Origin of the sequence: Sphingomonas sp. MJ1 (PH-R8) (assembly GCF_048058635.1) — a bacterium.
Lineage (GTDB): Bacteria > Pseudomonadota > Alphaproteobacteria > Sphingomonadales > Sphingomonadaceae > Sphingomonas.
The window spans coordinates 238,139-264,933 of sequence record NZ_JBBEFX010000003.1 but is presented as its reverse complement, the minus strand read 5'-3'; the positions used below and the strand labels follow the sequence as shown (position 1 = coordinate 264,933).

The following is a 26,795-nucleotide window of genomic DNA, read 5'->3' as shown; positions in this document are numbered from 1 at the left end:
GGCCCAGGCTCGTGCGGCATGCCGCACTCGGTAGTTTGGCCTCGATCGCGGAGAGGGCGTGGGCATGTGGAAGGATGGGATCGCTCCACAGGTACTTCGGCCGTGATCGCCCTCGACGACACCGCCTGGGTTTCCTTGGCAACGGCGATGCCGCCGGCGCCGGTTCAGGAGGTTGCAGCGGCGCCGGAAAGCGGTCCGACCCCGCCAGACGCGGAGCAATCGGTTGTTCCCGCCGCGCCCGCGAGCGATGCCCCGGCTCCGTCCCCGGAGCCCGATTCCAAAGGACTTCGCCTGCCCTTCGGCCGGGATCGCGCCCTGGCTCGGGGATATGAACTGCCGCGCACGGTGGGTTTGAGCGTCCTCCTGGTGGGCAATCACCAGAAGCTGGACGCCGGCGATCTGGCGGTGGCGATCGGGACGCCGGCTGGCGTGGCCGGCCGGACGCTGACGCCCGTTCCCTTTGTCACCACCGATCAGATCAAGGCGCACAATCACGTCGTCGAGTTCAAGGCGGACGTCTGGCTGTTTCCGTACCTCAACCTGTTCGCGAGCATCGGCCGGGCGAACGGGGGAATGGACATTGCCGTCAACGTGGACCTGACCGGGCTCTTGCCGCCGGTGTTGTGCCGGCCGCCGGCGGATTGCAGCCGCGACCTGCGCTTTCACGCCGAGATCGACAACACCACCCTCACCTTCGGCGGGATGGCCAGCTATGGCGCCGATGACTGGTTTGCCGCGCTGCTGGCGTCCCGCACGTTGAGCATGTCCAGCCGCGATCGTTCGGACATCACCAGCACCGATGCCGGATTGCGGGTCGGTCCCCGGCTGAAGCTCCCCTCCGATTCGCGGCTGGCACTCTATGGGGGCGTCAACTACGTCGACCTCGACACCACGGTCGAGGGTAGCCTCTCCGGCGAGGTGCGGGATCCCGCCGGCGCCCCGCTCACGCTGCGGTATCGCACAAGCTTGCACAACCCGTGGAAGTGGTCGGGGCTGGTCGGCGCCAACTTCGAGTTCGCCAGGCGCTGGAATCTTCAGGCGGAGCAGGTGTTCGGCAAGGGCGGCGATCGCACGGTCGTGTCCGCCAGCGTTCGCTTCTGAACGCTTCTCGATCAGAATGCCTCGGCGATGCCCAGGTACAGGCCCGGCCCGTGCCAGCCTACCGCGACATCGAGCCGTAGGTTGACGTCGTTCTTTCGAAACGGCTGGTAGCGCACGCCCACTCCGGCACTGGGCAGCAGCGTGCTGTCGTCGAGCACATGGCCAAGGGAGGGGGCGATCCCGCCGACGCCGAAGAAGGCGACTCCGCCGAACCGTCCTCCAAGATGCTGGCGGACCTCTGCCTGCGCCGCCCAGCTCGCCCGGTCCCGATAGCGTCCGCTCTCGTACCCGCGCAGATCGGCGCCCGAGCCGAAGTCGCAGAGATTGTTGAAGGGCACGTGACCGGTGGCCGCGCAGGTCGCCACCCGCGTCGCGAGCACGGTCGTCTTGCGCATGGGCACATACCAGTTGCCCAGGACCTGCAACCGCGTGTGGCCGAAGCTGTTGCCGAGAAACCCTGCTCCCACGAGCCAGGTCGCCGCGGCATAGGTCCCGGAATGCGGCTGCAGCGCGCTGTCGCGCGTGTCGTAGCTCACCGTCGGGCCAATCATCGAGAGGGTGCTGTCGAGTTCCTCCTCCGGAGGTGCGGCGACCTCATCGACGTCGCCCCTGGGGTTCTTCCAGCGCGAATCGGCGAAGCGCCAGCGCAGGCCGAGATGGGTATGCGGCAGTACCCGAACCTGCGCCTGCAGCTGGAACTGCAGGTCGCGATTGTCGTAGATCCGCCGCTGTCCCGCCTCTCCCGCGGCACCGCCGATGCCGTAATAATATGCCCGCGCGTCCGTATATGCCGCCAGCGCCCGGAGCCGTATCCGATCCTGCCCCAGCGACATGCTGTGGAAGAAAGCCAGCCCCTTGGCGCCTTTGTCGGTGTAGAGCGCGCCCGCGCCGGTCACCCATTGCTGCGGCTCGTGTTTCGGATTTTGGAACATCACCGCGCCGAGCGCGAGCCCGGTTCCCGTCGAGGGCCTCGACAGCGGCAGCGGCACGATCAGCAGGTCGCGATGGGGATGCGCAGCCTTTTTGTCCTCTTCGTCGGCATCCTCGTCCGGGGAAGAGCTCGGCGGCTGATCCTGGCTCGCCGGCGCGGCCGGCACCTCCTGTCCGGCCGAGGCGACCACGGGCCAGATGGCGGTGAGACAGACCGTGACGCAGCGGCCGAAGATGGAAAGCTCTGCACGCATCGTCGGACTCCCGGAGATCAGGGCAGTTCCAGCTTAGATGCGGGGGCGGCGCGCCCCATCGGGGCATGTCGGTAGACGCCGCGGCTGATCGTGCGAAGCGCGATCCGGATCGGGCGTACGCTGCCGCGGGCTTCCGCGGGTATTCCCCGATGGCACCCGTTCCGGTGCTGGAGACAAATGGACGGCATCAGCGACCCTCAAACGACAGAGGACGTGATGCACCGCTTCTCCCTCGCCTTGGCAATGCTGTCGCTTCCGACGCTCGCGACCGCGCAGACGCGTGACCATGCTCCGGTCGCGCTCGGGTCTGCGGATGAACTGCAGCACGACAAGCCGAGAAGCGAATCCTGGACCTATGTGAAGCCGCAGGCGGGCTTCACGCGCTATCGCAGCATCCTGATCGACCCCACCGCGATATACACGGGCAGTGACGCGCAGTTCGACGAGGTCTCGATGGCAGACCGTCAGAAATATGCCGCGCTGATGACCGGCGTCCTCAAGGCAGATCTCGCCTCGACATTGGCGGTCGTCACCAAGCCGGGCCCCGGCGTGTTGCGGATACGGCTGACGCTGGTGGGCATGGAGAAGACCAAGGGTGGGTTCGCCACCGTCACGCGTGTCACTCCGGTGGGTCTGCTCACGAGTTCGGTGCAGAGCCTGGCGGGCAAGAAGGGCACGATGAGCGGCTCCATCCTGTTTGCGGTCGAGATCAAGGATTCGCGGACCGGCGACCTGCTGGCGGCCGCGGTTCGGCGCCGGGCACCCGACGCGCTCGACATCGGCTCTACCCTTTCGACCGAGAGCACGGTGAAGGCAGTCGCGAGGGACCTCGCGAGTCATCTCGCCGCTCGGCTTGGACCCGCGATGCGGGGCGCCCCGCCGCGCTGACACCCGGGGCGGAAGCGGCGCGGAGATCGCGCATGCGCTAGGCCGGCGCTATGGCCGCAGTTGCGGCAGGGCGATGTCCTATCCCTCTGCCGGCCGCACGGCGTCGATGTCGCGTTCTAGAAAGAAGCCGAGCCCGGTGCGGATGGCTGCGATCGCGGCAAGCTGCCCGATCTGGTCCCAACTCGGTGCGATCGCCGTGTCGACGAGGTCGGCGGCGAGCGCAAACTCCAGCGCAAGCATCAGCCAGCGGGCAAAGCCCATCCAGATGCCGCGCCGGTTTCCCGTCGGGTGCACGCCCGTCGTCACGTATCGCAGCGTCCCGTAGATCGCCACTCCTGCGCCGGCACAGACGGAAACGATCACCAGCGCGTCGAGCAGCAGCGAAACGCCCGCTGCAAAGGCGTGAAACCAAGCTTCCATTTGCGTCTCCCGGCCCAATGATGGGATGCAGGGCCACGCGGGCGGAATCGGGATTTCTATTGGGGTGGCTGCGGTGCCGATGGGGAGCGGGCCGCGTCCGTCGCTGCGATTAAAGGCAAAAGGGCGCTGCCGCTCGTCTCAGGGGTTTCCCTGATAACCTCCCGGCGGCTAAGTGCTCAGTATGTGGTGAAAAACTGTTCGACTGGCTTCCGGCGGATGGGCTCCCGGAGGCTCAAAAAACAGGGGAACGGACGATGACCAGCGAGTGGCCTCGAAAGAGGAGGGGCGGCAATGCGGCTTCAACCCCTGCCAAGTTGGGGGATGGCCCCGATCTGCTTGCATTTCGGACGCTCCCGGTCCTGAAAGATCCGGCGCTCGAGCAGCCGCCCTTCCGCAATCCGCCCGTTGCGCTTGCCGACCTCAACTGGCGCCTGTTGACCGGCGATCCCGGCACGTCCCCGCACGATCCATGTGCGGGGCTGTTCGGGCACGTCGCCCCGGGCGACGATCTCCTCGCACGCATGAGGGCTTTGGCGGAGCGCGATCCCGCACAGTTCGCTCCGCTGCTCGGGGCGATGCGCGCCGTGGCTGCCGGGGAGCGCGCGGAGTCGATCCACCTTTACACTGCACCGGACGGGGGCGAGGAACGGCAGCAATTGTGCCTCGGCAGGCTGGAAATCGCCGGGGTGCCGTACCTCAAGCTGACATGGCTGCCGGCGACCGAGATATTCGCGCTTCGCAAGGAACGCCAGCGGCTGGGCCGCTTGCTGATGCGCAGCCAGGCCGACCTCATCCGGGCGCAGGAGCAGGAGCGCCAACGCGTCGCGCGCGATTTGCACGACAACGCGGCCCAATATCTGGCCGCGTTGAGCCTATCCATCGCGCGTCTGCAGTCGATCAACAAGGATCCCGCCGTCGCGGCGGTGGCTGCCGAACTGAGTGAGTTCCTGGCGAACTATCATCGCGTGGTTCGCGGAATGACCTACGCGCTCCACCCGCCGGATCTTCAGCAGCACGGCTTGAATGCGGCAGTGCATGGATTGTGCGACGGCCTGACGCGCCGCAGCAACCTCGCGGTCGCGCTGCAGATCTATGGGCTGGACAGACGCCGGGGCACTGCCGTCGAGAGCGCCGTCTTCCGGCTCGTCCAGGAGGCGCTGAGCAACGTGCAGGCGCACGCCGGAGCGGGTCGCGTACGCGTGCGGGCTCGTCGGTCGCGAGTGCTGCCTGCTCGCGGTCGTCCAGGACGATGGCAAAGGGCTGCCGTCGGATTGGCAGGATCGCCCGTCCATCGGGGTGGGTATTCCCGGCATGGCCCGCCGGATCACGGAACTGGGCGGCACGATCCGCATCCGTGCAAGGCGCTCTGGCACCGGTACCATCGTAGCTGCTGTGATACCGCGCAGTGGCGCGCAGGATTTCGTCTTTGCGGCGGGGAGCTTCCCGGCGTGAACCGCAGTGAAGAACCGACAGGTCGTCAGGCTTGAATGATGTCGTTGCGAACTGCGAAACGGACCAACTCGGCAGTGGTGCGCAGCTTTAGTTTCTGCATCGCAGACGCGCGATGCGTCTCGACCGTCTTCACGCTGATATCCAGGATGAAGCCGATCTCCTTGTTGATCTTACCTTCGGCGATCAACTGGACCACTTCGCGCTCCCGATGGGTCAGCGTAGCCTGGGTAGCTGGCGACGACTTCAGAAATCGTTCGAGGAGCGTTTCCGAAACCACATCCGAGAAATACGGTCGCCGGACCGAGAGTGCGTCGACCGCGGCCAGCAGATGTTTCTCGGTGTCGGACTTGAGGACATATCCGCGTGCACCAGCCCGCAATGCGTCCAGCGCCAGATCCTCACGATCATGCATGGTGTAGACCATGATCTCGATGCGGGGAAGTTCCCGCTTCAAGGCGACGGTGAGATCGAGACCATTTAGTTCCGGGATCGAAAAATCGACGATTGCAATGTCCGGCTTGACTGCTCGTGCATCTTCCAGAGCTGCCCGCCCTGTCGGAGACTCGGCGACGATACAAAGGTTAGGCCTCGTCTCCAATAGATTCCTGACGCCCCGACGCACCGCGTAATGATCGTCTGCGATCAGGACTCGCCGAACCGGACTGCTCATCTCCAAAAGATCCTTCCATGTTAGAATGGAATCGGTTTTTCAGGCCATTCTCGATCTTTTTCTATTTGCATTTTCCGTTTCTATTTGCGCGAAGTCAATCAAAATTAAGTAATAATAATGGTGTAACGAACATTAACCCGTTCTCCGGTTTAAACGATATCCGTGTGCGTTTCTTTTTGTTGCTGAAGTAGGCGAAGACCGCGCGCGAAGTTGCCGGGGAACCCTGCACTGAGCTTCGGGTATGCGCTGACGAGCGATGACTCGTTGCAGGCGTGGCGGCAGATCGCTGTCCCTATCTGCCGCCACGCCGCGGTACGCGGCACGCACCCTGGGGGGCAGGTGCGCTTACGCACATTGCGGGCGGGGGATCTGCGTTCGCAAGGATCCTGGTCCGCCCGCTAGGATACAATGGCCGACGAACGCGCCCACGCCGATCGGCACTTACCCCTAGAACGTCAGTCGGCTGCTCCGGAGGAGGCCTCGCGTGAGATTGCGCCGGGCGCGCTCCGTCGGAGCCAGGCTTGGTACAAGGCGACGATCACCGCGCTGTTCAAAAGAAACAGCAGGATCGCGACCGTCGTCTGCGTGCTGCCGCCGCTCGCCTGGCTGATCGCGATCGCCATGCCCGGGTGGCGGATCGCCGCGGTGATACCCAGCGTAGCGCGTCCCGTGCGATCCGGACCGCCCAGCCAATATCCCGCAAGCAACGCGCCGAAAGCCGTGCACGCGAAGGCGATGATCGTGCCATCGCCCAGCAGCTCCAGGAATTCGCGTCCCTCTGCCCACAGCAGCAGCAGCACGAACAACAGCAGGATCAGGTTCGACAGGATCTTCAGCACCCGGGCTGCGCGCCGGGCGAGCGCCGGCAGCAGCGCCGCGAACGCCAGCCCAAGGACGATCGGCAGCAGGCCCGACACCACTACGATCCGCGCGATCAGTGCGACCGGGGCGTTCGCATGATACGCGAAGAACGGGTTGATGATCACGACCGTCAAGGGGACCAGGAAGATCGCCAGCGCGATCAGGACCGCGTACAGCGCCAGCACGTCCGATCGGTCCGCACCGGACTTGAGGGCGTTGCCCGGCACCAGCGGCGCGAGCGGCGAGACCGACATCAGGATCAGGCCGGCGGCGACCGGCGGATCAAGCGCCATGATCTTCACCAGAATGAAGGCCAGCAACGGCACCACGACGTTCACGGCGATGATGGCCCGCAACAGGCGTGCCGGCTGGCGCAGATGCGCAAGCACGGATCGCCAGTCGCTCTCCATCGCCACCGCCGCGATCATCAGAAACAGACTGGCCTGCACCAGCAACCCGATCATCTGCTTAGGCTCCATGTGGGTCTTCCTCCTCAGCCGTGGCCGCTGGCACGGGCGTGCCGGCGATCAGAACGCCTCGCCGATACCGAAATAGACTGCGTGGCCGTCGATCCCGGCGGCGAAGTCCAGGCGCAGGTTGACGTTGTTGCTCTTCGACGCCTGGTAGCGGAGGCCCGCGCCCACCGAGGGGAGGACCTTGCTGTCGCCAATCTGGTCCGCACTCGGCGCCACGCCGCCGACCCCGCCGAACGCCACCGCGCCGAACTTGCCGAACAGCTTCTGGCGAAACTCGCCCTGAAACGCCCAGGTGAAGCGGTCGCGATAGCGCCCGGCCTCATAGCCGCGCAGATCGCCGCTCTGGCCGTACATGCACAGGTCGTAGAAGGGCACGCGCTTGGACACGCTGCACGTCGACCCGCGGAAGGCCGCGACCGTCGTCTTGGTGACTGGGGCATAGAAGTTGGCGCCGACTTGCAGCTTGTCGTGCGAGAAGTCGCTGCCCAGGAACTTGCTGCCGAACGTCCAGAACGCGGTCACGTAACTGCCGCGGCTGGGATTGAGCGAACTGTTGCGGCTGTCATAGGTCAGCGACGGCCCGAGCATCGCCAGCGTACTCTTGAGCTCCAGCGGCGGCAGGTTCAGGTCCGGATAGTTGGGGTGCGGGATCTCGGCGGTCGAATCGACGTTCAGATATTCGAGCCGCACCCCGCCATAGAGGTGGTTGGCGAGGCGAACCTGCGCCTGGGCCAGGCCGCCCAGACCCTTGTCTTCCAGGTCGACGTGCACGCCCCGGGCGCCCGCATCGGCGCCGATGCCATAGAATTTCAGCTTCGCGTCGGCATAGCCTGCGAACACCAGGAAGCGAAAGCGATCGTGATCCAGCGACATGCTGTGGAACGCGCCGGCCCCCTTGGTGCCGGTGCTGGTCGCCATGACCCCGACGCCGGAAATCCAGGGCTGCGGCGCGTCGTTGGGATTGTAGAACACCACCCCGGTCAGCATGGCACCGGTCCCGAGCGCCGGGTTCGTGAGCGGGATCGGGACGACCAGCAGGTCCGCCTTTTTCGATTTCGGCTCTGGCTCCTCGGTCGCGGATCTTGCGCGCGGAAGGGTTTCCAGCTCGTCCCGCACCTCGGCGATGGGCTGCTGCTGCGCAAAGGCGCCGGGCGCACCGAATGCTGCCGATGCTACGACGGTCGCCAGGGAGAGCGCCCAGGTGCGGCACCCAGCATGTACGCGCCCACGTCGATTTCGCATCGCTTCCTCCTGAGCCTCGCGCCCAGACCTTAGGGAAGCCCTGTACCGCGGCCATCAGGATCACCCCGCAGGTCGCGGACGGAACGTATCCGACGTCAGGCGAGAAGTCGGGTCAGGGCACGGACGACTTCCGCCGCGCGCATCGGCTTGCGGCAGACGGGAACTTTGCGGTGCGCATGGGGGAGCGCCGGCAGATCGAGCCCGGTGACGAACAGGATGGGCACCTTCCGCTTGGCCAGCGCATCGGCGACCGAGAAACTCTGGCTGCCGTTCAGATCGATGTCGAGGATCGCTGCGTCCGGGTAATCGCGCTTGAGGAGCAGCGCGAGGGCTTCCTCCACATGGGAGGCCGGTCCCAGCACGCGGCCGCCGGCCTGCTCAATCGCCGCGCACAAATCCTCTGCGATGAAGTAACTATCTTCCAGGACAAGGACCACCCGGCCGCCAAGGACGTCTCTGATCATGATCAGGATCGCGCTTGCGGACCGGCGTCGAGCGGCAGGTCGATGGTGCAATGGACACCATCGGGCTTGAATTCATACCCGGTCTTCGCCCCGAACTGGAACGGAAGCGCTCGCTCGATCAGTTCGCGCCCATAGCCGCCTCCGCCGGCCGACGGCGGGGCGATGGCGACGGGGCACGTCTCCTGCCATTCGAGCCTCACGCGTTCGCGCGTGCCGCTCCCCTGCACATCCCAGCCGATCGATACTTGCCCCTCGTGCCGCAAGGCGCCGTATTTCAGTGCGTTGGTCGCGAGTTCGTGGAGCACGAGCGCGAGGACCTGTGCGGACGCGGCCGGCAGTTGCACGTCGACGGTTGCCGACACGCATATGCGTTCGCGCGACCTGCCTGGTTCCGGATAGCCGATCGCCCGGAGTTCGGCCTCCACCAATTCCCCGAGCGTGATCGGAGCCTGGGTCTCGCCGCGCGTGAGCAAGTCTTGCACGCGGGCAAGCGCCGCCAGCCGCTCGTCGAAGGCTTCGATGAAGTCGTCCGACGAGCGGGTCTCGGCCATGGTGCGGCTGGCGAGCGTACGGATCACCGCCATCAGATTGCGCGCACGGTGTTGCAGTTCGAGAACCACGACTCTCAGGCGGCCGAGTTCGTTCTTGAGCGCCTCGCTTTGCAGCGACGCGACGGGCCGGCGCCTCGCTCGGCGCGTGCGAATCGTGGGTCGGCCCGTCGATTTCATTTTTTCCCCGTGGCTTGCTGGCGCCACTCTGCGGTCCGGGTCGGGCTGCCGATATCCCGGCTTTCCACTAGCGCTGGATGGAGAATGTACGGGTTCGGCGGCCCGAATCGGGTGCCAGCATTCCGAGCCGCCGTGCTGCTGTGGCCGCATCCTCGGAGTCGGTACCGAAGGCGCCCCGGCCACCCCGTCATTTTCTCTGACGGTTGCGCCGGAATGCACTAGCTTCGGGGCATGGCCAGCATCCCCTCCATCCCCCTCCCCGGCCGCGTCGCGGAACGCCCGGCCGTCGATGCGGAAACCTTCACAAAGGAGGTTCTGCAGGAGTACCGGCCCGTGATCTTGCGGGGGCAGGTGCGGCACTGGGCCGCGGTCCGGGCGGGCGTGCACGGCGATCGCGCGATGGCCGAGTATCTCGCGAGCTTCGGCGGGGGCCGGCCCCTGGAGGTGATGATCGGCGCGCCGGAAATTGCGGGGCGGTTTTTCTACAATGACGACCTGTCGGGCTTCAACTTCCAGCGACAGCAGGTGACGCTCGGCCAGTTGCTCGGCGAACTCCTTCGCTTTGCCGAGCAAGACGTGGCCGAGCCGCACGCGCTCTATGCCAATGCCGCGACCGCGCCGGAGCATCTACCCGGCTGGGATGCCGCGAACGCGCTCGATCTCCCCACCGGGAATGCACCGGCGCGGCTGTGGATCGGCAACGCCACCCAGGTGGCGACCCACTATGATCAGTCGAACAACGTCGCCTGCGTCGTCCACGGCCGCCGCCGCTTCACCCTGTTCCCGCCCGATCAGATCGCCAACCTCTACATCGGCCCGCTCGACCACACGATGGCAGGGCCGCCGTCGAGCATGGTCGATCCCGACGCACCGGATCTCGCGCGCTACCCGCGGTTCGAGGAGGCGATGGCGCATGCTCAAGTCGCCGAGCTGAAGCCCGGCGACGCGATCTTCATTCCCGCGATCTGGTGGCATCATGTCCGCGCGCTCGACCGCCTCAACGTGCTGGTGAACTACTGGTGGAATGCGGAGGCGACGGCGTCCCCCTTCGGCGCGCTGATCCACGCCCTGATGAGCATCCGTGACCTGCCGGCACCCGAAAAGGCGGCGTGGCGATCCTGGTTCGACCATTATGTCTTCGGGCCCGAAGCGGGCAGAGCTGCCGAGCACCTGCCCGCGACCGCGCGCGGGATCCTGTCGGCGGCGAGCCCGGCGCGCACCGAGCGGCTGCGTGCCTTTTTGATCCGGATGCTCGGCGGCCGGGTCTGAGCGGCTCCTCGCCTCCCCGAGGTCAGGAGCGCGAGAAACTGTCCAGCAGCGTTGCCCGCATCCGCGCAGCAGTGACGGTATCCGGGCGACCCAGGACGCCCTTTGCCTCTTCGGGCAAATGCGCCGCCGGCTCGCCGTTGCGGCGGAAGACCAGGTGGTCGAACACGGTCCGATACACCTCCCGCTGGTCTTCCGGCAGCGAGCCGATCGCGACCAGCGCGTGGAGCAGCGCGTCATAGGGATTGCCCATGCCGGCCGGCGCGGGGTTCCACCAATAGTTGACGAAGGCGTTGACCGGATCGAGCGATTCCACCGCATGCCACCAGTGGAAGGGGATGTAGATCGCGTCGCTCGGCTCCAGCGTCGCCGACTGCGCCTCTTTCGCAGCGTCGGCAAAGCGCGGGAAGCGTTCGAGGTCGGGCGCATCGGGATCGACCAGGCTGATCGGCGTGCCCGCCGGGGTCAGCTCCAGTGGCCCCATGTACAGGTTGGCGATCTGGTCGGGCGGGAACAGGGTGAAGCGCCGCCGGCCCATTACGACGACGCCGATATTCTCCATCAGGTCGTAGTGGGTGGCGACGCGGATCGCGTTGCCCAGCCACATGCGCGGGATGACGGAGGTGGGCAGCAGGCTGGTCGCATTCTCGTCGGTAAAGCCGGGCAGGAGTTGCGGCAGCGGCACGGACTGGACCGCCATGGCATAGGGCCGCGCATGGTCACGATCCCGCAGCAGCCGGTCCAGGAACGGACCGAGCGGGCTCTGGCCGCGGACGAAGTTCAGCCCCTTCAAATCAGGCGTGTAGAAGAAGCGCCCGCCAATCTCCGGCTCGCCCAGGATCGCGGACACCGGCTGCGCATGGCTGAAGCGCTTGAGGTAGGCGATGCCGCTGTCGGCGGACTCCTGCGCCGCCTTCACCGCCGGCCAGTCGCGGCCGAGTCCGCGCAAGACAACCGGGCGCGCGGCCGGGCGCACCTCCGCTTCGAAGGTACGGCGATCGATGCCCTCGATCTCGGACAGGGGCGGATAGGTCATGACGCGGCCGCAAGCGGCACGGGGCCGCAACCGATCTGGCGAAGAACGTCGTCCTGGTGTGGCAGGAGCGAGGCCGTTTCCGCCACGATTTGGCGGATATGCTCCAGCCGCGTCAGCGTCTCTGCATCGGAAAGCAAATCGGCAGCCGGATGATAACCGCCCGCTTCCACCCCCTGCCCCACCATCACCGACAGCCAGCTCGTCTCGGTGAACAGCTCATTGCCTTCCCGGAAGATGCGGCCGTTGGCACCGAAGACGGCGAGCTTGCTGGCGAGCCCAGGCGGCGGTTCGAGGGTGCGGCAATAATCCCAGAACGGCGTGTCGTGGCGCTCGGTCGCCTTGTAGTGCAGCACCAGGAAGTCGCGGATCTCCAGATAATCCGAGACATGGGCGGCGTTGAAGCGGTCGATCTCCAGCCGGTCGAACCGGCGGGTCGGCCAATAGGTCAGCAGCCGGGCGATTGCCGACTGGACCAGGTGGATGCTGGTCGATTCCAGCGGTTCGAGAAAGCCGCCGGCAAGGCCGAGCGCGACGACGTTGCCCACCCAGGCACGCTGGCGGTGCCCGGCGGTGAAGCGCAGCAGCCGCGGATCGGCGAGCGGCGCGCCGTCGAGGTTGGCGAGCAGGGTTGCCACCGCCTCATCGTCGGAAAGATGGGCGGACGAATAGACATAGCCGTTGCCGATGCGGTGCTGGAGCGGGATCCGCCACTGCCACCCGGCACCGCGCGCAGTGGAGCGCGTGAGCGGCTGGCGGTCACCGCCGTTCGCGCACGGCACCGCCACGGCCCGGTCGCACGGAAGCCACTGCGTCCAATCCTCGAACCCCGCCGCCATCGCGCCTTCGATCAGCAGCCCGCGGAAGCCCGAGCAGTCGAGGAACAGGTCGCCTTCGATCCGCGCGCCCGATTGCAGCACCACCGCTGCGACATGCCCCGTCTCCCCGTCGCGCTCGACGTCGACGATGCGGCCCTCGGTGCGGGTGGCGCCATTGGCTTCCGCCAGCCGGCGCAGGAAGCGCGCATAGAGCCCCGCATCGAACTGGAAGGCGTAGCCGAGCTTGGACAGCGGCGAGGACGGCTGGTCCGGGCGCGGGTGCGCGAACCGCCCCTGAAGGCCGCCGACGATGCCCAGCGAATAGGCGTCAAGCGGCGTCGGATCGCCCAGCTCCCGGCCCTTCAGCCAGAAATGGTGGAACTCGATCCCCTTCATGTCGAGGCCGTAGAAGCCGAACGGATGCACGTAGCGATGGCCCGGGCGAAGCCAGTCGACGAACTCGATCCCCAGCTTGTAGGTCGCGCGGGTCTCGCGGACGAACTCCGCCTCGTCGATGCCGAGCATCTTGTTGAACAGCACGATCTGCGGGATCGTCGCCTCGCCGACGCCAACGGTGCCGATCTCTTCGGATTCGACGAGTTCGATCGACAGGCCCGGCATCTCGCCGAGGACGCGGGTGATCGCCGCCGCCGCCATCCACCCGGCGGTGCCGCCGCCGACGATCACCACGCGGCGGATCGCATCGGGCCTCACAGCGGATTGGCCGAGAAGTTGAACGGCGTCTCGGACGCAAAGGAGAAGTTCGGTTCCCCCGATAGCTCGGCGGGTTGCGGAGGTGCCGGCGTGTTCGCGAGCGCGGCGCCGGTGTGGCGTAGGAATTCCGCATGCGTCGGCAACTGCGCCGCCACGCGAAGATAACCCTGCCGCATCTCCTCCAGCGCGGCCGCCACCTTGTCCTCGTCCAGGGCGTCGGCGGCAGGCTCGTGCTCCTCCGGCACGATATGCTGGCCCAGGCAGACCGCCACCCAGCTGGTGGTCGCGAACAGCTCGGCGCCGTCCCGGAACACCCGGCCCTTGGCACGGAACAGGTCGATCTTGCGCCGCAAGGTCTCGGGCACGTTCATGGTGCGGCACCGCTCCCAGAACGGCGTGTCGCGCCGCCTGGTCGCCTTGTAGTGGAGGATCACGAAGTCGCGCACGTCTTCATAGAGGTCGCGCATCTGGCGGTTGTACTCGTCGCGCTCGACGGGATTGAAGCGGCGGTCCGGGAACAGCGCGATCAGCCTGGTGATGCCGGCCTGGACGAGGTGAATCGACGTGGACTCCAGCGGCTCGACGAAGCCCGACGACAGCCCCAGCGCGACGACGTTGCGGTTCCAGCCGAGCTTGCGTCGGCCCGTCACGAACGAGAGGTGGCGCGGCTTGGCAAGGGGCTCGCCCTCCAGGTTGGCGAGAAGTTCGCGTTCCGCGGCTTCTGCGGTCATGAAGTCGCTGCAATAGACCAGCCCGTTGCCCATCCGCTGCTGCAGGGGGATGCGCCATTGCCAGCCGGCGCCGCGTGCGGTGGCGCGGGTGAACGGATCGGGGTCGCCGGAATAGCTGCTGGGGACCGCCACGGCGCGATTGCACGGCAGCCACTGGCTCCAGTCCTCATAGCCGGTCTCCAGCGCTTCCTCGATCAGGAGACCGCGGAAGCCGGAGCAGTCGATGAACAGGTCGCCTTCGACCGCCTGCCCGTTCTCCAGCTTCACGGCGGCGACATGGCCGTCCTCGGGGCGCAACGCCACCTCGACGATCTTGCCCTCGATCCGCTGGACGCCGCCCGCCTCGGCATAGCGGCGCAGGAAGCGCGCATAGAGGCTGGCGTCGAAGTGGAATGCGTGGAGCAGCTCCTTCACCGCCGACTGCGCACCTTCGGCCGGGCGCGCGAACTTTCCGGCCTGCGCGGCGACTGCGCTCATCGACCAGGCGGAGATATCCTGCATCACCCGGCGCTTGCGCTCGCGCAGGTACAGCTGGTGGAAATGAATCCCGCCGAGATCATGGCCATGCGCGCCGAACGGATGGAAATAGCGTTCCCCGACGTCGCCCCAGCCGTCGAACTCGATGCCCAGCTTGTAGGTGCCGCCGGTTTCGCGAATGAAGTCGTTCTCGTTAATCCCGAGCATGCGATTGAAGTTGAGGAGCGGCGGAATGGTCGCCTCTCCGACCCCGACCGTGCCGATGTCCTCAGACTCGACCAGCGTGATGCGGGTCACGCCATTGTTGAGAAAGCGGGAGAACGCCGCAGCGGCCATCCAGCCGGCGGTGCCGCCGCCGACGATGACGACATTGCGGATCATGTGTTCGTTCATCGGGTAATCCGTGCGTGTTGCGCTGCGTGGTGCTGCGCAGCGGTGGGGAATTGCGGCAGCGCCCGCGCGATCGCGGCGCGGTATCCGGCCATGGCTGCATCCGACTGGTGCGCCGGCGTGGCGCCGATCAGCGGGTCGATCCGGCGCGGTATCAGGCCCTGGCCGAGCAGAATCGCGAGCCAGCTGTCGCGCGTGAAGGTCTCCTCCTCGAAGAAGGGCAGCCGCCCGCGCTCGGCGAACAGGCGAAGGGTACGCGCGAGGCTCTCGGGAAGCGCCGCGCGCGGCTGCCAGAAGGGCTCGGGCCGCCGCGCAGTCGCATAATGGCAAAGGACGAAGTCGCGGACGCGCGTGACCTCGGCGACGGCCTGGCGGTTATAATCGGCGATCTCGAGCGGATGGCAGGCGCGGCCCGGCATCGCCGATATGATCCGGTCGATCGCGCTGTGGGCGAGATGGAGGTTGGTCCATTCGAGCGGCTCGATGACCACGGTCGCGTCGCCGATCGGCACGCAATTGCGCGCCCAGGGGTCAGGACGCGTGCCCTGGCGAAACCCGATGGCCGGCCGAGGCTCGACCCCGCTCACCTCGGCGAGCAGCCGGCGCGCATCCTCGTCGCTCAGGAAGTCGCTGGCGTAGCAGAGCCCGTGCGAGGTCGCGCCCGGCAGCGCGCTTTGCCAGCGCCAGCCGGCGGGAAGCGCCACGACATCGTCCAGCGTCGACGGGGTCGCCGCCGCCGACGACGCCTGCATCAGGCGATCACAGGCGAGCCACGGTCGCCAGTCCTCCCACGCGGTGTCGATGGCGCCGCGCACGACACTGTCAGGCCCGGAAGCATCGACGAACAGGTCCGCCTCGACCGATCCGCCATCCGCAAGCGCCACGCGCTCGATGAAGCCGTCTCCACCCCGAAGCCGCACCTCCACGACCTCGCCCGTGCGCACGACCACGCCCAGGTGCCGCGCAAAGGCTTCAAGCATGGCGCGGTAGCGCCCGATATCGAGCACGAGCCCTGCCTGGATGTCCGCAAACGGCGATCCGGGCTCCGGATCCGGCGGGAGCATCCGCCCGTCGCGGGCGAGCATCGCCGCCGGCGAATGCGCGTCATAGGGCGCGGCCGAACCGGCATGGGCGGCACGCGTCCAGTGATGGTGGAACGACGCCGTGCCGAACGACTGCCCATAGCTCCCATAGGCGTGGACATAGGCCGGCTGCCCCTCGGCCCAGCCCTCGAACAGCGTTCCCAGCCGCCAGCCGCTGCCGGTGCGCAGCACCGCGTCTTCCTCGCGCAGCCCGACGTCGTCGTGGAACCCGATCGCCGAAGGGAGCGTCTGCGGCATCCGGTCCGCGAGAGCATTGGCAGGCGGCGCCACCGGGACGATCGTCACCGACACTGCGGGCACGCGCCGCTTCAGCGCGACGGCGGCGGACCAGCCGACGATGCCGCCGCCGATCACTGCGACGCTGCGTACCGGCTCGTCGAGCATCGTCACGCCGCAGCCGCCATCGGGCAGTAGCGCCCGAGATAGGAGAGGTGATCGGGCATGGCGGATGCCGCTGCCTGAATCTCCGCCCGCATCTGCTTCATGCCCGCGACGAGACTTTCGAGCGTCGGCCCCGACGCGCGCGGATCAAAGCCGGCAGGGATAACGCGCTGGCCCAGATAGACCGACACCCAGCTGGCATCGAGGAACGCCCCTTCGCGATACTTCACAATCCGCCCGCGGCGTCGGAACAGCTCCATCTTCTCGGCCAGGCTGTCCGGAATGGCCATGGTCCGCACGTAGTTCCAGAACTCGGAATCGTCGCGTTGCGTGGCGTGGTAATGCAGGATCAGGAAGTCGCGGACGCGATCATATTCCATGTCGACGACGCGGTTGAACTCGTCGCGATCGACTGGGGAGATGCGGCGCTCCGGGAACAGCTCCAGCAACGCGGTGATCGCCTGCTGGACCAGGTAGATGCTGGTGGACTCCAGCGGCTCCAGGAAGCCGCCCGACAGCCCGATCGCCACGACATTGTGCGCCCAGCTACGTTCGCGCCGCCCGGCGGTGAACCGCAGGACGCGCGGGCTCGCCATCGGCATGCCCTCCACCGCGGCCGTCAGCGCGTCGGCGGCATGCTCGTCCGAGAGGAACGCGCTCGAATAGACATAGCCATTGCCCGTGCGATGCTGGAGCGGGATCCGCCAGCGCCAGCCCGCCGGCATGGCGACGGCGCTGGTGTAGGGGGTGACTTCCGTCACGGTGCGACAAGGAAGCGCCACCGCCCGGTCGGCGGGCAGCCAGCGCGACCAGTCCTGAAACGGCTCTCCCAGCGTCTTGCCGATCAGCAGCGACGCGAAGCCCGAGCAGTCCACGAACAGGTCGCCCTCGACCCGCCTGCCGCCCTCCAGCAGCACCGCGGTCACATCGCCGCTCTCGCCGTCGCGCTCGACATGGACGATCCTGCCCTCGGTGCGCTCCGCCCCCAGTCCCTCGGCCAGGCGGCGCAGGTAGGGCGCGAACGCCACTGCATCGAACTGATAGGCATAACCGAAGGTGGACGCGATCTGGCGCGGGTCGGTGGACGGCGGCGCGAACCGGTTCCCCCGGGCCAACGTGCACGCCATGGAAAAGGCTTCGATCGGGGGAAGCTGGACGCCCGCGTGCAGGAGCCGGGCGTAATAGTGATGGAACTGGACGTCTCCGGCGCCACGCCCGAACGTGCCGAACGGGTGGATGTAGCTGTCGCCGATGCGCGCCCAGTCGCGAAATTCGATGCCCAGCTTGAACGTGGCACGGGTGGTGGCCATGAACTCGGCTTCGGGAATACCCAAGCGCTCGTTGAAGGCGCGGATGTGCGGCAAGGTCGCCTCGCCGACTCCGATGATCCCGATCGCCTCGGATTCGACGAGGTGCACCTGGCAGCGATCGGGAAGCAGCTTCACCAGGGCGGCCGCGGTCATCCAGCCCGAAGTGCCGCCTCCCACCACCACGACACGCTGCCGATCCGGCCCGGTCATGCCCCCTCCTGCCCCTCTTCCTGCGCATCGCTCTGCGGCGACGCTCCCCTCGCTCTTATCAGTCGCCGGACCATTGGCCAGCGCTATAAGTGACTATAAAGCAACATCATCCGAAATAAAGTTAGCGCGAACATTTCTCTTGCGAGGAAGAAATCGCAGTCGTAGCCTCCCTGTCGAACGATGCGGCGCAGTATGACTGCGACACGACATCGACGTACATGGGAGGGGGACTATGCGCATCGATGCGACTGAAGACGCACGCCTGAAGATCGGCGCCCGCAAGAAGGCGTTCCGACTCGGCGTTTCCGCAACGGCAATGTGCATGTTTGCGCTCGGGGCGCCTGCGTACGCGCAAACGGGCGCGGCGAGCGGCCAGAACACGGCCGGCGGGACTACCGCCACCAGCGGCCCCGGGGCCGACCAGGCCGCCCTACAGGATGCGGTCGACAGCCTGCCCGATGACGGGGGAAGCGCGAACGAAGTCGTCGTCACCGGCATTCGCCAGAGCCTCGCCAACGCCCAGAACATCAAGCGCAACTCAGACACCGTCGTGGACGCGATCACGTCGCAGGACATCGGCGCGCTACCGGATCGCTCGGTGACGGAAGCGCTGCAGCGCGTGCCAGGCGTCTCGATCAACCGCTTCGCTGGCAACAACGACCCCGACCACTTCTCGGTCGAGGGCTCGGGGGTCAACGTGCGCGGCCTCAATTTCGTGCGATCCGAATTCAACGGCCGCGACACCTTCTCGGCCGGCATCGGCGGCCAGGCGATCAACTTCGCCGACGTGCCTTCGGAACTGCTCGGCTCGGTCGAGGTCTACAAGAATGCGACTGCCGACCTGATCGAGGGCGGCCTTGCGGGCACGGTCAACCTCAACACCCGCAAGCCTTTCGACAACAGGGGCTTCCACATTGGTGGCGGCATCGAGGCGAACTATGGCGACTTCGCAAAGAAATGGTCGCCGACCGGCTCCCTGCTGATCAGCAATACCTGGGAAACCGGGATCGGCACCATCGGCGTGCTCGCCAACGGCTCCTATTCGCGGATCAAGAGCCGCGCCGACGGTATTCAGGTCACCAACTTCCAGACGCGCGACGGCGTCCAAGCGGCGACGGGGACCGGCACCAACACCACCGTCACCTGCCGCAACCAGCTTCCGGGGAACTCGGACAGCACCACCTTGCTGCCGGGCACCATCACCGGCGTCGGGGGCGCCTCCTTCCCCAATCCGGCCAATGTCTGCGGCGCCACCGGGAGCGCCGGCGCGGATGGTTTCGCCGACCCGATGAGCCTGGCCTATGCGCCCATCGGCGGACAGTTCCGAAGCCAGGACTACGACCGCAAGCGCGACGGCCAGGCGATCGCCGTGCAGTGGGAGAGCACCGACCAGCGCACGGTCCTGACCGCGCAGTTCATGCGCACCCACTCCAGCAATGCCTGGGGCGAGCACACGTTCGAGACGGCGCCCGACCTGTCAGAGTACAACACCTATCCCGCAGGCTGTCAGCAGAACGGCAACGGCCCGCTCAACGGCGCGGGCAATGCGACCACGCGTGCGGAGTGCCGCCTCAATGGTTCGGGTGAGTTCGCGTTCGGTGAGAATCAGCGCGGCAATGGCTATAATCCCACCGGCAATGCGTTCCCCAACTTCGTGTACGACAGCAACGGCCTGTTCCAGAGCGGGTTCATCACCCTGCCGGGCTCGGGCTGGCGCACGGCCTCCAGTGGTTCCGCTACCACCACGGTGCCGACCGGCGGTATGCAGCAGTCCCTCTCTCGCCGTCAGGTTTATGACGAGAACCTGGTCAAGGACGTCGGCATCAACCTGAAGATCAACCCCGACGATCACTGGTCGATCGGCCTGGACGTCGACTATACTTACGCCAAGCACGACGTCACCGACCTGAGCGTGTTCGGCTCGACCTTTGCCGACGAAGAGCTGGACTTGACGGGCAAGATCCCGGTCGTGATCCCGCACAAGCCGCTGACGCTGGCGGCGAACTGGGCGTCGCCGAACCCGGCGATGGCTGCCGCGAGCGATTCCGAATATTTCCAGAGCCGCGACTTCCAGTTCTGGCGCGCCGCGATGGACCACATCGAGCACAGCAAGGGTGACGAATATCAGATCAAGGGCGACTTCGCGTACAAGTTCGACGACGGCGAGTTCCTGCAGCGGATCAAGTTCGGTGCGCGCTATGCCGAACGTTCGCAGGACGTACGCTATTCCGCCTATAACTGGGGCGCGATCAGCGAAGTGTGGTCGGGTGCTCCCGTCACTTTCAACCAGGGCGATACCAGCCGCTCGTCGCTGTACAGCTTCGACAACTTCTTCCGCGGCAAGACGTCCGCTCCGCCCAGCGCCTATTACTACAACGGAGACCTGATCAAGGGGTACTCCGACGCGGTGTCCTTCTTCCAGGCGCAGAACGACATCTGGCGCGAGACGAATGGCGCGACGGCGAGCAACCGCTTCTTGGGTGCGGGCCAGCGCGCCGGCGCCATCCCGGGCTCCGACTTCCTGCCGTCGGAGGTGTCGAACGTCCGCCAGGAAGACTCCGCCGCCTACGCTATGGTGCAGTTCGGCAACAACGACCCGATCTTCGGCAATGTGCGGATGTCGGGCAACGTCGGCGTCCGCTACGTCCACACCGATGTCTATTCGCGCACGGCCACCGCAGTACCGAACCGGACGGAACTGGGCGTCGCCGACCCCTACTCCACCCGCTGCGTCGCGACGATCCGGACCTTGCCGGACGGGACGACGGAAACGGTCCAGCCGGGCGGCGTCTGCAATCTCGGCGCTACCGAATATGAGCGGCTGCGCGAGTTCGCGGTCGACGGCTATGCCGCGGTGCCAGCCTCGTTCAAGAACAGCTACAGCTACTTCCTGCCCAGCGCGAACCTGAAGTTCGGCCTCACCAACGACCTGATCCTGCGCCTGGCGGGTTCGAAGGTGCTGACCCGTCCGGACTTCGCCAACATCCGGCCCTATGTCACCTATGCGCTGGAACCTGGCTCCGGCACCGTCACCATCAACGCGGGCAATCCGAACCTGAAGCCGGCGACCGCATGGCAGTTCGACGTCACGCTGGAATGGTATTTCGGCCGGGTCGGGCAGCTGTCGTTCGACGCCTTCTACAAGACCGTGGACGGCTTCTTCTACCAGTCGCTCGTCAACCGCTCCGTTACCAACAACGGCATCACCCAGAACATCCAGGCGCGCGGACCGGAGAATTACGACGGGAAGGGCAAGATCAAGGGCTTCGAGGTCGCCTATCAGCAGACCTTCGACTTCCTGCCGGGGGCGCTCAGCGGACTGGGCTTCAACGGCAATTACACCTACATCGACAGCTCCGGACTTCCGAACTCCTTCCTGAACGGGGGAACGCCTTCGTCCAACTCGACGGTCGCAAAGGGGAATTTGCCGCTCGAGGGGCTTTCCAAGCACAACGTCAATGCGACGCTGTTCTACGAAAAGGGGCCGATCTCCCTTCGCGCCGCGTACAACTGGCGGTCGCGCTTCCTGCTCACCGCGGCGGACGTGATCTTCCCGTACACGTCGATCTTCAACGACGATACCGGCCAGCTCGACGCGTCGGCGTTCATCAACATCAACAAGTGGGTGAAGCTGGGCGTGCAGGGGGTGAACCTCACGAACACGACGACGAAGCTTCTTCAGGCGTACAAGTCGGGATCCAACGATCTTGCGCCCCGGTCCTATTTCACGAACGACCGGCGCTACTCGATCATCCTGCGCGCGAACTACTAAGACCAGTCCATCGAAACACGAAGGGAGGCGGTGCTACGGCGCCGCCTCCTTTTTCTTTGCCCGCCTTTGCTGAAGCCTCGGGACACCCGGGCCGGATGGTTTACCGCCGCTCCGCCGACCCTCACGCCGTGCGTTGCGGGGCCTCGGCCAGCGCCACCGCAATCGCCTCGCGGAGCGGCTTCGCACGATATTGGGCGTCATAGGGGCACGGGCGGCGCGGCGCTTTGTCCGCCCTGGGCTCGAAGCCTTCGATCCAGCTGAAGCGGTCCGTCATGCCCCAGGCGACCACGTCCCTGAGCCGCGGATAGGAAAGGGTTACGTCGAGATAGGCCCGGGCATAGTCCGCCACGCCGCGGTCGCGGGCCTTGGCTTCGACGGGCAGGCCGTTGTCGCGCACGTCCAACTCGGTGACGAGCAGGCGATAGCCCATCGCCGTCACGGCATCGAGAAAGCGGCGCCACGCGTCCTGCTGAGCAAGGATGCTCTTGTGCGTGTCGGGGCCCGAGGTGACGAGGTGCGACTGGATCCCGAGCGCATCGACCGGCGTACCACGGCGGCGAAACCCCTCGAGCAAGCGGAGCACACCCGCGCGATGCGTGGCGTTGCCGGGCTCCCAGCTCATATAGTCGTTGTAGACGAGCTCGGCACGCGGCGCGGATGCGCGCGCGGTCCGGAATGCAAGGTCGATCGTCGCTTCGGTGCCGCCCATCGCCTGGCTGAGTGCGGTTTCCTCCAGCGCCCCCGTCTCGGGCGTCACGGCCTCGTTGACGACGTCATAGCTCTGGATGCGCGTGCCGTAGCGGCGCGTCACCGCCTCGATGTGCTCCACAAGGATGCGCGCGGCCTCGGTGGCGGGACGCGCGCCGAAGTCATGCGCCTCCACCCAAGCGGGCATCCACTTGCGGCGCTGCCACAGGAGATTGTGTCCGCGCATCGCCATCCCGTTCTGCTCCGACCAGGCGAGCATGCGATCGAACGCGGCAAAGTCGAACCGCCCCGGGGCCGGCCCGACATGCTGCCACTTCATCTCGTTCTCGGCCACGAGCAGCCCGCAGTCGGTGCGGAGCAGGGTCGCATAGGCAGGGTTGGTGAACGAGCCCGTCCGGGGATTGGCCGACACCGCCGAACCGAAGCGCATGCCCTTGGCGCGAGCGATCGCGTCGAGCCCGCGCGCCGGCGCTGCGCTGGCCAATCGCGGGCAGAACGCCGCGGCAGCGAGCAACGCCACCGTCTCTCGCCGCGTCGGCATCAAACCCATGGCATTCCTCCGCTACGAACGACGGACCGGCAGCATCCGCTTCACGCGCCGCCGTCCAGATAGGCTGCCACCCACAACAGCGGTGCGTTCCAGTTGATCGCGACCTCGTTCAGCGCATAGGCCCCGATGTCGTCTTTCCAGCAGCGTTGGGGCGCGCACTTCCCCTTCATCGTCAGGGCGATCGGATCGCTCATCGATGTCGAGTTCGGCCCGCCGGAGACGACGCCGGGCGGCGGTCCTGGCAGCGACGAATCCAGCTGGTGCGCCCAGAAACGGTGGTGCGGGTTCAGGAGAGGCCGCGCTCCGAACCCGGAGACATAGCTCTGGTCCAGCGGATTGCGGCCGAGCATGTAATCCATCGCGTCGACCACGCCGACGCGATAGCGCGCCTCGCCCGTCAGGCCATGCGCCACGCCCAGGATCATCGCCCGGTTCAGGATCGAGGAGTTGGATCCCCAGGGATAGTCGAGCGTCGCATAGGGGATGCGGTAGCCGGATCGCTCCGTCTCCGCCAAAAAGCCGTCCGCCGCCGCGACAAGTGCGGCGCGGGCTCGCGCGGCATCAGCCTGGGGGATGCCCGGCGCCGTGGCGAGGGTGATCGTGCCGAGCGCGGCGACATTGCCCCAATTGGGCTCGCCGACCGGCGCGGACCGGGCAGGCATCGCCGCCAGCGCATCGCCGTACACGGCCTCGCCCGTCGTCGCCCACAGCTCGGCGGTCGCCCAGTAGAGTTCGTCCGACATGTCATTGTCGCCGTAGCCGCCGCTGCCGGTGAAGCTGTTGGTCGCGTAGACCTGCGGATTGCGGACCGCTGCTCGATAAGCGCGCTTGGCGGCTGTCAGGCAGGTCGCCGAAAATGCCGGATCGACGCGCCGCCAGATCCGCGCGCATTGCGCCGCGACAGCTGCCAGGTTGAGCGTCGCACCCGTCGTCGGCGGGTAGAGCAGCCGACCTTCCTTGTCCTTGTGCGGCGGCGTCGGCAGCGGGGTCCAGTTGCGATCTGCGACCTTCTGGTGCGCCATCCCCCCGGCATCGATCGCGCGAAGCGTCAGCGGGCCGCCGGACGGCAAGGGTCCGACCGGCACCTCTGCACGGACGCCATCGGGTATCTGCATGGCCAGCAGGAACCGCATCTCCCACCCGGCCTCGTCGAGGAGGTCGTTGATGCGGTTGCCGGCCTCCGGCAAGCGGGCGCGCCCGTCCGCGAAGGTGAACCGGCCGCTGGCGGCCTGGCGCTCGTACAGGTTCTGCAGCGTCCAAAGCGAGATGCCGCCGTTGACGACGTATTTGCCCTGGTCGCCCGCGTCGTACCAGCCGCCGGTCACGTCGAGCGTGTAGCTGCAGCCAGGCCAGACGGTGCCGCGCTCGTCCGCGCCCCGGAAGCAGGTCGCGATCTCCTTGGGGTGGCCCGCCGGGCGCGCCCACTGTGCGCCCCCGGCATAGCGCGCCTCGATCGGGATCCCGGCCCGGTTCTGATAGAAGAAGTTGAGCGCGGCTGACGCCAGCGGCGCGTACAGCCCCGTCCGCACCGTAAAAGCGCGGCTGGTCTGATCGGAGATCCGGATGCGGTAGGTGCCGGGCTTCGTCACCTGATCGAAGCGGACGAGATGGACATTGTCGCCCGATGCGCGATCGGCCCCGACCACCGTCGTCTGTCCTTCGGCGGCCGTTTTGCCATGCTCGTCGAGCACCCGCCACCGGAGCGGCACGGTGGAGTCACTCGCCACGACCGCGCGCTTCACCGTATCCGGCAGGAAGCCGATCTGGTTCAACCGGATCACGGGGCTGGCGTCGCCTGCAGCACCGATCGTCAATGCGGCAATTGCCGGCAGTACCGAGACACGCAGATGGGTGGGGAGCAGCTTCAAGGACGCCTCCAATAGATGTCTGCGGTGTAGCACTATTCCAGCGAACCGTAACGGAATACGTCAGGCGCTCCAACAGACGCGACCCCACCTGCTTCCCACCTCAGACCGGCAGATTGAAGCTCTCGACTTGGTTCTTGCGCCAGCGATCCGCGCGACATTTTCGAAACCAAGTTCATCTATTGGCGCACGTCTATCCAGCCGCGGTGGAGACGATCGTGCTACGGGGGAGAGATAATGGCGGAGCGGGAGGGATTCGAACCCTCGATACGGTTTTGCCGTATACTCACTTTCCAGGCGAGCGCCTTCGACCACTCGGCCACCGCTCCGCATGCTCTGGAAGGCGGCCCGTACCGCGCGTTCCGTCGGGGCGCAAGGCTGATGCGCGTGCAGTTGCCAGCAGCCGCAGGCGCGTGGCACGCTGCGGGGTGATGCTGACCGCCCTTCTCTCGCTCGCCCTGCTCGGCACACCCCCTGCCGAGCCCGCACCCGGCCAGTCTTCGGCCCCCGCGCCACAGACGGCCGCCACGCCGATCGCTGCGGATTGGCGACCGATCCCCGACGACGACGTGCTGGTGATGACGCTGGCCGGAGACCGGCAGGTCGTGATCCGCCTCGCGCCCGCAGCGGCGGCCGTCCACATCGCCAATATCCGCACGCTTGCACGGGCGCACTGGTGGGACCGGACCAGCGTCTATCGCGTCCAGGACAATTATGTCGCGCAATGGGGCGATGCGACGGAGACAAAGGCGCTGCCCACGGGCGTCGTCGCCAACCCGCCTTCCGAATACGGCATGTCCGCCCCGAAGTTCGCCGCTGAGCTGACCCGGGCGGACCCCTATGCCCGCCAGATCGGCTTCACTGCCGACGGTTGGCCAGTCGCCCGCGGCAGCTGGCGCGACCAGGGAGCGGAAGCATGGCTGCCGCACTGCTATGGCATGGTCGGGGTCGGGCGGGACATGGCCCCGAGCACGGGCAGCGGGGCCGAGCTCTACGCCGTAATCGGCCACGCGCCCCGCCACCTCGATCGCAACATTGCGCTGGTGGGCCGCGTGATCGAGGGGATCGAGCATCTGTCGGCGCTGCCGCGCGGCACCGGCGATCTCGGCTTCTACAAGACCGAGGGAGAGCGCACGCCGATCCTGTCGGTCCGGCTGGCGAGCGACATGCCGGCCGCCGAGCGCCCCCGTCTCGACTATCGCGCTGCCGACAACCCGCGCTTTGCCGCCTATGTCCGCGATCGTGAGAACCGCCAGCCGCCGTTCTTCACGGTTCCAGCCGGCGGCGCCGACATCTGCAACGTGCCGCCGCAGGTCCGCCGCAGGCCCTGAGCAGCCACTCCGGCTACACCGCGCAGATGCGCGGCAAGCCGGACCGTCTGGTGCGCGGGCGAGACGTCAGCGGCCGATCCAGTCGGCGACCTCGACCGCCACCTGGTTGGCTGCCTGGTTGATCGCGGGCGCAACCGTTTCCGCAGTGATCGCCGTCACCGGCACGCGCGCCTCGAAGCGACGCTTCTCCACCGCCTCGGGACGGCCGACGCGGATGAGCGCTGCGTCGAAGGTGACGACCGCCTCGTTGGTGGTCGCATCCATGCCGAACGACCGGAGTTCGCCCGAGAGCTGCGAGCTCGGATCGACGCTCGCCTGGCGCAGGCTGAGGACCACCCGGCCGGTACGCGTGGTCACCGTATCGCTCAGCAGCCGGGCGAACAGGCGCCCGGGCTGCTCGACCCACTGCGCATCCTTGACATAGGCGAGCGAGGTGTCGGTCGCGCGCACGGGGACGCGCGTCACCGCCAGCTCCTGCGGCACGCTCGGCACGGCGATCAGGATCGACTTGGCCGCGCCCGAATTCTGCGCATTGCCGACCGGCACCGCCTGCGACGGCGTCAGGGTGAGCAGCGAGGGCGGCGGCTCCGCGCCCAGGCGGATGCAGGCGGACAGCGGCAGCAGCGCGAGAATGGCGAGCTTCTTCATGA

Annotated in this window: 21 protein-coding genes and 1 tRNA gene; 6 read left to right on the top strand and 16 right to left on the bottom strand. The window is 66.9% G+C overall.

Features of this window, described 5'->3' with window-relative positions; all coding sequences use genetic code 11:
* Positions 1 to 351: 351 nt before the first annotated feature.
* The gene (locus VPH46_RS04405; protein ID WP_416609217.1) at positions 352 to 1,101 is read left to right on the top strand and encodes a porin family protein; all 750 of its coding nucleotides are present in this window, start codon (positions 352 to 354) and stop codon (positions 1,099 to 1,101) included.
* 11 nt (positions 1,102 to 1,112) lie between these two features.
* Here VPH46_RS04405 and VPH46_RS04400 read toward each other — a convergent pair whose 3' ends face one another.
* Positions 1,113 to 2,285: a BamA/TamA family outer membrane protein gene (locus VPH46_RS04400; RefSeq protein ID WP_416609215.1), complete on the bottom strand. Its 1,173-nt coding sequence runs from the start codon at positions 2,283 to 2,285 to the stop codon at positions 1,113 to 1,115.
* 177 nt (positions 2,286 to 2,462) lie between these two features.
* On the opposite strand from VPH46_RS04400, the gene VPH46_RS04395 reads away from it, so the two are divergent.
* Entirely contained in the window at positions 2,463 to 3,173 is a 711-nt protein-coding gene (locus tag VPH46_RS04395) for a DUF3313 domain-containing protein (protein ID WP_416609213.1), read from the top strand.
* Positions 3,174 to 3,251: 78 nt separating this feature from the next.
* On the opposite strand, the gene VPH46_RS04390 is transcribed toward VPH46_RS04395, so the two are convergent.
* Entirely contained in the window at positions 3,252 to 3,593 is a 342-nt protein-coding gene (locus VPH46_RS04390) for a DUF1622 domain-containing protein (RefSeq protein WP_125959409.1), read from the bottom strand.
* 254 nt (positions 3,594 to 3,847) lie between these two features.
* Here VPH46_RS04390 and VPH46_RS04385 point away from each other — a divergent pair, with 254 nt between their 5' ends.
* Positions 3,848 to 5,080 (top strand): sensor histidine kinase, encoded by a 1,233-nt coding sequence (locus VPH46_RS04385; RefSeq protein WP_416609211.1) that lies wholly within the window; start codon positions 3,848 to 3,850, stop codon positions 5,078 to 5,080.
* Here VPH46_RS04385 and VPH46_RS04380 read toward each other — a convergent pair.
* From VPH46_RS04380 to VPH46_RS04360, 5 genes are all read right to left on the bottom strand, one after another.
* Positions 5,071 to 5,715: a response regulator gene (locus VPH46_RS04380; RefSeq protein WP_416609209.1), complete on the bottom strand. Its 645-nt coding sequence runs from the start codon at positions 5,713 to 5,715 to the stop codon at positions 5,071 to 5,073. The genes VPH46_RS04385 and VPH46_RS04380 overlap by 10 nt on opposite strands.
* Positions 5,716 to 6,170: 455 nt before the next feature.
* The gene (locus VPH46_RS04375) at positions 6,171 to 7,055 is read right to left on the bottom strand and encodes a hypothetical protein (protein ID WP_416609207.1); all 885 of its coding nucleotides are present in this window, start codon (positions 7,053 to 7,055) and stop codon (positions 6,171 to 6,173) included.
* A gap of 48 nt (positions 7,056 to 7,103) precedes the next feature.
* Complete coding sequence (locus VPH46_RS04370; protein ID WP_125959412.1) at positions 7,104 to 8,294, bottom strand: BamA/TamA family outer membrane protein; 1,191 nt, start codon at positions 8,292 to 8,294, stop codon at positions 7,104 to 7,106.
* Positions 8,295 to 8,389: 95 nt separating this feature from the next.
* Entirely contained in the window at positions 8,390 to 8,758 is a 369-nt protein-coding gene (locus VPH46_RS04365; protein ID WP_317893382.1) for a response regulator, read from the bottom strand.
* Between the two features lie 2 nt (positions 8,759 to 8,760).
* Complete coding sequence (locus VPH46_RS04360; RefSeq protein WP_416609204.1) at positions 8,761 to 9,513, bottom strand: sensor histidine kinase; 753 nt, start codon at positions 9,511 to 9,513, stop codon at positions 8,761 to 8,763.
* 204 nt (positions 9,514 to 9,717) lie between these two features.
* Here VPH46_RS04360 and VPH46_RS04355 point away from each other — a divergent pair, with 204 nt between their 5' ends.
* Entirely contained in the window at positions 9,718 to 10,755 is a 1,038-nt protein-coding gene (locus VPH46_RS04355; RefSeq protein WP_416609202.1) for a cupin-like domain-containing protein, read from the top strand.
* Positions 10,756 to 10,777: 22 nt separating this feature from the next.
* Here VPH46_RS04355 and VPH46_RS04350 read toward each other — a convergent pair whose 3' ends face one another.
* Genes VPH46_RS04350 through VPH46_RS04330 form a run of 5 tightly spaced genes read right to left on the bottom strand, consistent with a single transcriptional unit; the run spans position 10,778 to position 17,919 of the window.
* Positions 10,778 to 11,788, bottom strand: coding sequence for a cupin-like domain-containing protein (locus VPH46_RS04350; RefSeq protein ID WP_416609200.1), 1,011 nt, complete (start codon positions 11,786 to 11,788; stop codon positions 10,778 to 10,780).
* Complete coding sequence (locus tag VPH46_RS04345; RefSeq protein WP_416609198.1) at positions 11,785 to 13,317, bottom strand: tryptophan halogenase family protein; 1,533 nt, start codon at positions 13,315 to 13,317, stop codon at positions 11,785 to 11,787. The genes VPH46_RS04350 and VPH46_RS04345 overlap by 4 nt, the downstream gene beginning before the upstream one ends.
* Entirely contained in the window at positions 13,314 to 14,918 is a 1,605-nt protein-coding gene (locus VPH46_RS04340; protein ID WP_416609196.1) for a tryptophan halogenase family protein, read from the bottom strand. Before VPH46_RS04340 ends, VPH46_RS04345 begins: the two co-directional genes overlap by 4 nt.
* Positions 14,915 to 16,402, bottom strand: coding sequence for a tryptophan 7-halogenase (locus VPH46_RS04335; protein ID WP_416609290.1), 1,488 nt, complete (start codon positions 16,400 to 16,402; stop codon positions 14,915 to 14,917). Before VPH46_RS04335 ends, VPH46_RS04340 begins: the two co-directional genes overlap by 4 nt.
* 2 nt (positions 16,403 to 16,404) lie before the next feature.
* Positions 16,405 to 17,919: a tryptophan halogenase family protein gene (locus VPH46_RS04330; RefSeq protein ID WP_416609194.1), complete on the bottom strand. Its 1,515-nt coding sequence runs from the start codon at positions 17,917 to 17,919 to the stop codon at positions 16,405 to 16,407.
* 232 nt (positions 17,920 to 18,151) lie between these two features.
* On the opposite strand from VPH46_RS04330, the gene VPH46_RS04325 reads away from it, so the two are divergent.
* Positions 18,152 to 21,691, top strand: coding sequence for a TonB-dependent receptor (locus VPH46_RS04325; RefSeq protein ID WP_416609193.1), 3,540 nt, complete (start codon positions 18,152 to 18,154; stop codon positions 21,689 to 21,691).
* 121 nt (positions 21,692 to 21,812) lie between these two features.
* On the opposite strand, the gene VPH46_RS04320 is transcribed toward VPH46_RS04325, so the two are convergent.
* The 3 genes from VPH46_RS04320 to VPH46_RS04310 all read right to left on the bottom strand — a co-directional run bounded on the left by VPH46_RS04320 (position 21,813) and on the right by VPH46_RS04310 (position 25,143).
* Positions 21,813 to 22,949, bottom strand: a complete 1,137-nt coding sequence (locus VPH46_RS04320; RefSeq protein ID WP_416609191.1) for an endo-1,4-beta-xylanase — start codon at positions 22,947 to 22,949, stop codon at positions 21,813 to 21,815.
* 41 nt (positions 22,950 to 22,990) lie between these two features.
* Positions 22,991 to 24,817, bottom strand: a complete 1,827-nt coding sequence (locus VPH46_RS04315; protein ID WP_416609189.1) for a glycoside hydrolase family 9 protein — start codon at positions 24,815 to 24,817, stop codon at positions 22,991 to 22,993.
* 235 nt (positions 24,818 to 25,052) lie between these two features.
* A tRNA-Ser gene (locus VPH46_RS04310) sits at positions 25,053 to 25,143 on the bottom strand.
* A 102-nt stretch (positions 25,144 to 25,245) separates the two neighbouring features.
* On the opposite strand from VPH46_RS04310, the gene VPH46_RS04305 reads away from it, so the two are divergent.
* Positions 25,246 to 26,145, top strand: coding sequence for a peptidylprolyl isomerase (locus VPH46_RS04305; RefSeq protein ID WP_416609187.1), 900 nt, complete (start codon positions 25,246 to 25,248; stop codon positions 26,143 to 26,145).
* A 66-nt stretch (positions 26,146 to 26,211) separates the two neighbouring features.
* Here the strand turns inward: VPH46_RS04305 and VPH46_RS04300 are convergent, their stop codons facing one another.
* A complete protein-coding gene (locus VPH46_RS04300; RefSeq protein WP_125959429.1) occupies positions 26,212 to 26,793 on the bottom strand; it encodes an ABC-type transport auxiliary lipoprotein family protein in 582 nt (193 codons plus the stop codon).
* Positions 26,794 to 26,795 lie beyond the last annotated feature (2 nt).

Bases quoted from the DNA above. Each gene is read 5' to 3' on its own strand.
- VPH46_RS04305 (WP_416609187.1), top strand. From the start codon at position 25,246: ATGCTGACCGCCCTTCTCTCGCTCGCCCTGCTCGGCACACCCCCTGCC.
- VPH46_RS04380 (WP_416609209.1), bottom strand. From the start codon at position 5,715: ATGAGCAGTCCGGTTCGGCGAGTCCTGATCGCAGACGATCATTACGCG.
- VPH46_RS04300 (WP_125959429.1), bottom strand. From the start codon at position 26,793: ATGAAGAAGCTCGCCATTCTCGCGCTGCTGCCGCTGTCCGCCTGCATC.
- VPH46_RS04355 (WP_416609202.1), top strand. From the start codon at position 9,718: ATGGCCAGCATCCCCTCCATCCCCCTCCCCGGCCGCGTCGCGGAACGC.
- VPH46_RS04335 (WP_416609290.1), bottom strand. From the start codon at position 16,402: ATGCTCGACGAGCCGGTACGCAGCGTCGCAGTGATCGGCGGCGGCATC.
- VPH46_RS04390 (WP_125959409.1), bottom strand. From the start codon at position 3,593: ATGGAAGCTTGGTTTCACGCCTTTGCAGCGGGCGTTTCGCTGCTGCTC.
- VPH46_RS04370 (WP_125959412.1), bottom strand. From the start codon at position 8,294: ATGCGAAATCGACGTGGGCGCGTACATGCTGGGTGCCGCACCTGGGCG.
- VPH46_RS04330 (WP_416609194.1), bottom strand. From the start codon at position 17,919: ATGACCGGGCCGGATCGGCAGCGTGTCGTGGTGGTGGGAGGCGGCACT.
- VPH46_RS04325 (WP_416609193.1), top strand. From the start codon at position 18,152: ATGCGCATCGATGCGACTGAAGACGCACGCCTGAAGATCGGCGCCCGC.
- VPH46_RS04340 (WP_416609196.1), bottom strand. From the start codon at position 14,918: ATGAACGAACACATGATCCGCAATGTCGTCATCGTCGGCGGCGGCACC.
- VPH46_RS04395 (WP_416609213.1), top strand. From the start codon at position 2,463: ATGGACGGCATCAGCGACCCTCAAACGACAGAGGACGTGATGCACCGC.
- VPH46_RS04320 (WP_416609191.1), bottom strand. From the start codon at position 22,949: ATGGGTTTGATGCCGACGCGGCGAGAGACGGTGGCGTTGCTCGCTGCC.
- VPH46_RS04350 (WP_416609200.1), bottom strand. From the start codon at position 11,788: ATGACCTATCCGCCCCTGTCCGAGATCGAGGGCATCGATCGCCGTACC.
- VPH46_RS04365 (WP_317893382.1), bottom strand. From the start codon at position 8,758: ATGATCAGAGACGTCCTTGGCGGCCGGGTGGTCCTTGTCCTGGAAGAT.
- VPH46_RS04385 (WP_416609211.1), top strand. From the start codon at position 3,848: ATGACCAGCGAGTGGCCTCGAAAGAGGAGGGGCGGCAATGCGGCTTCA.
- VPH46_RS04400 (WP_416609215.1), bottom strand. From the start codon at position 2,285: ATGCGTGCAGAGCTTTCCATCTTCGGCCGCTGCGTCACGGTCTGTCTC.
- VPH46_RS04375 (WP_416609207.1), bottom strand. From the start codon at position 7,055: ATGGAGCCTAAGCAGATGATCGGGTTGCTGGTGCAGGCCAGTCTGTTT.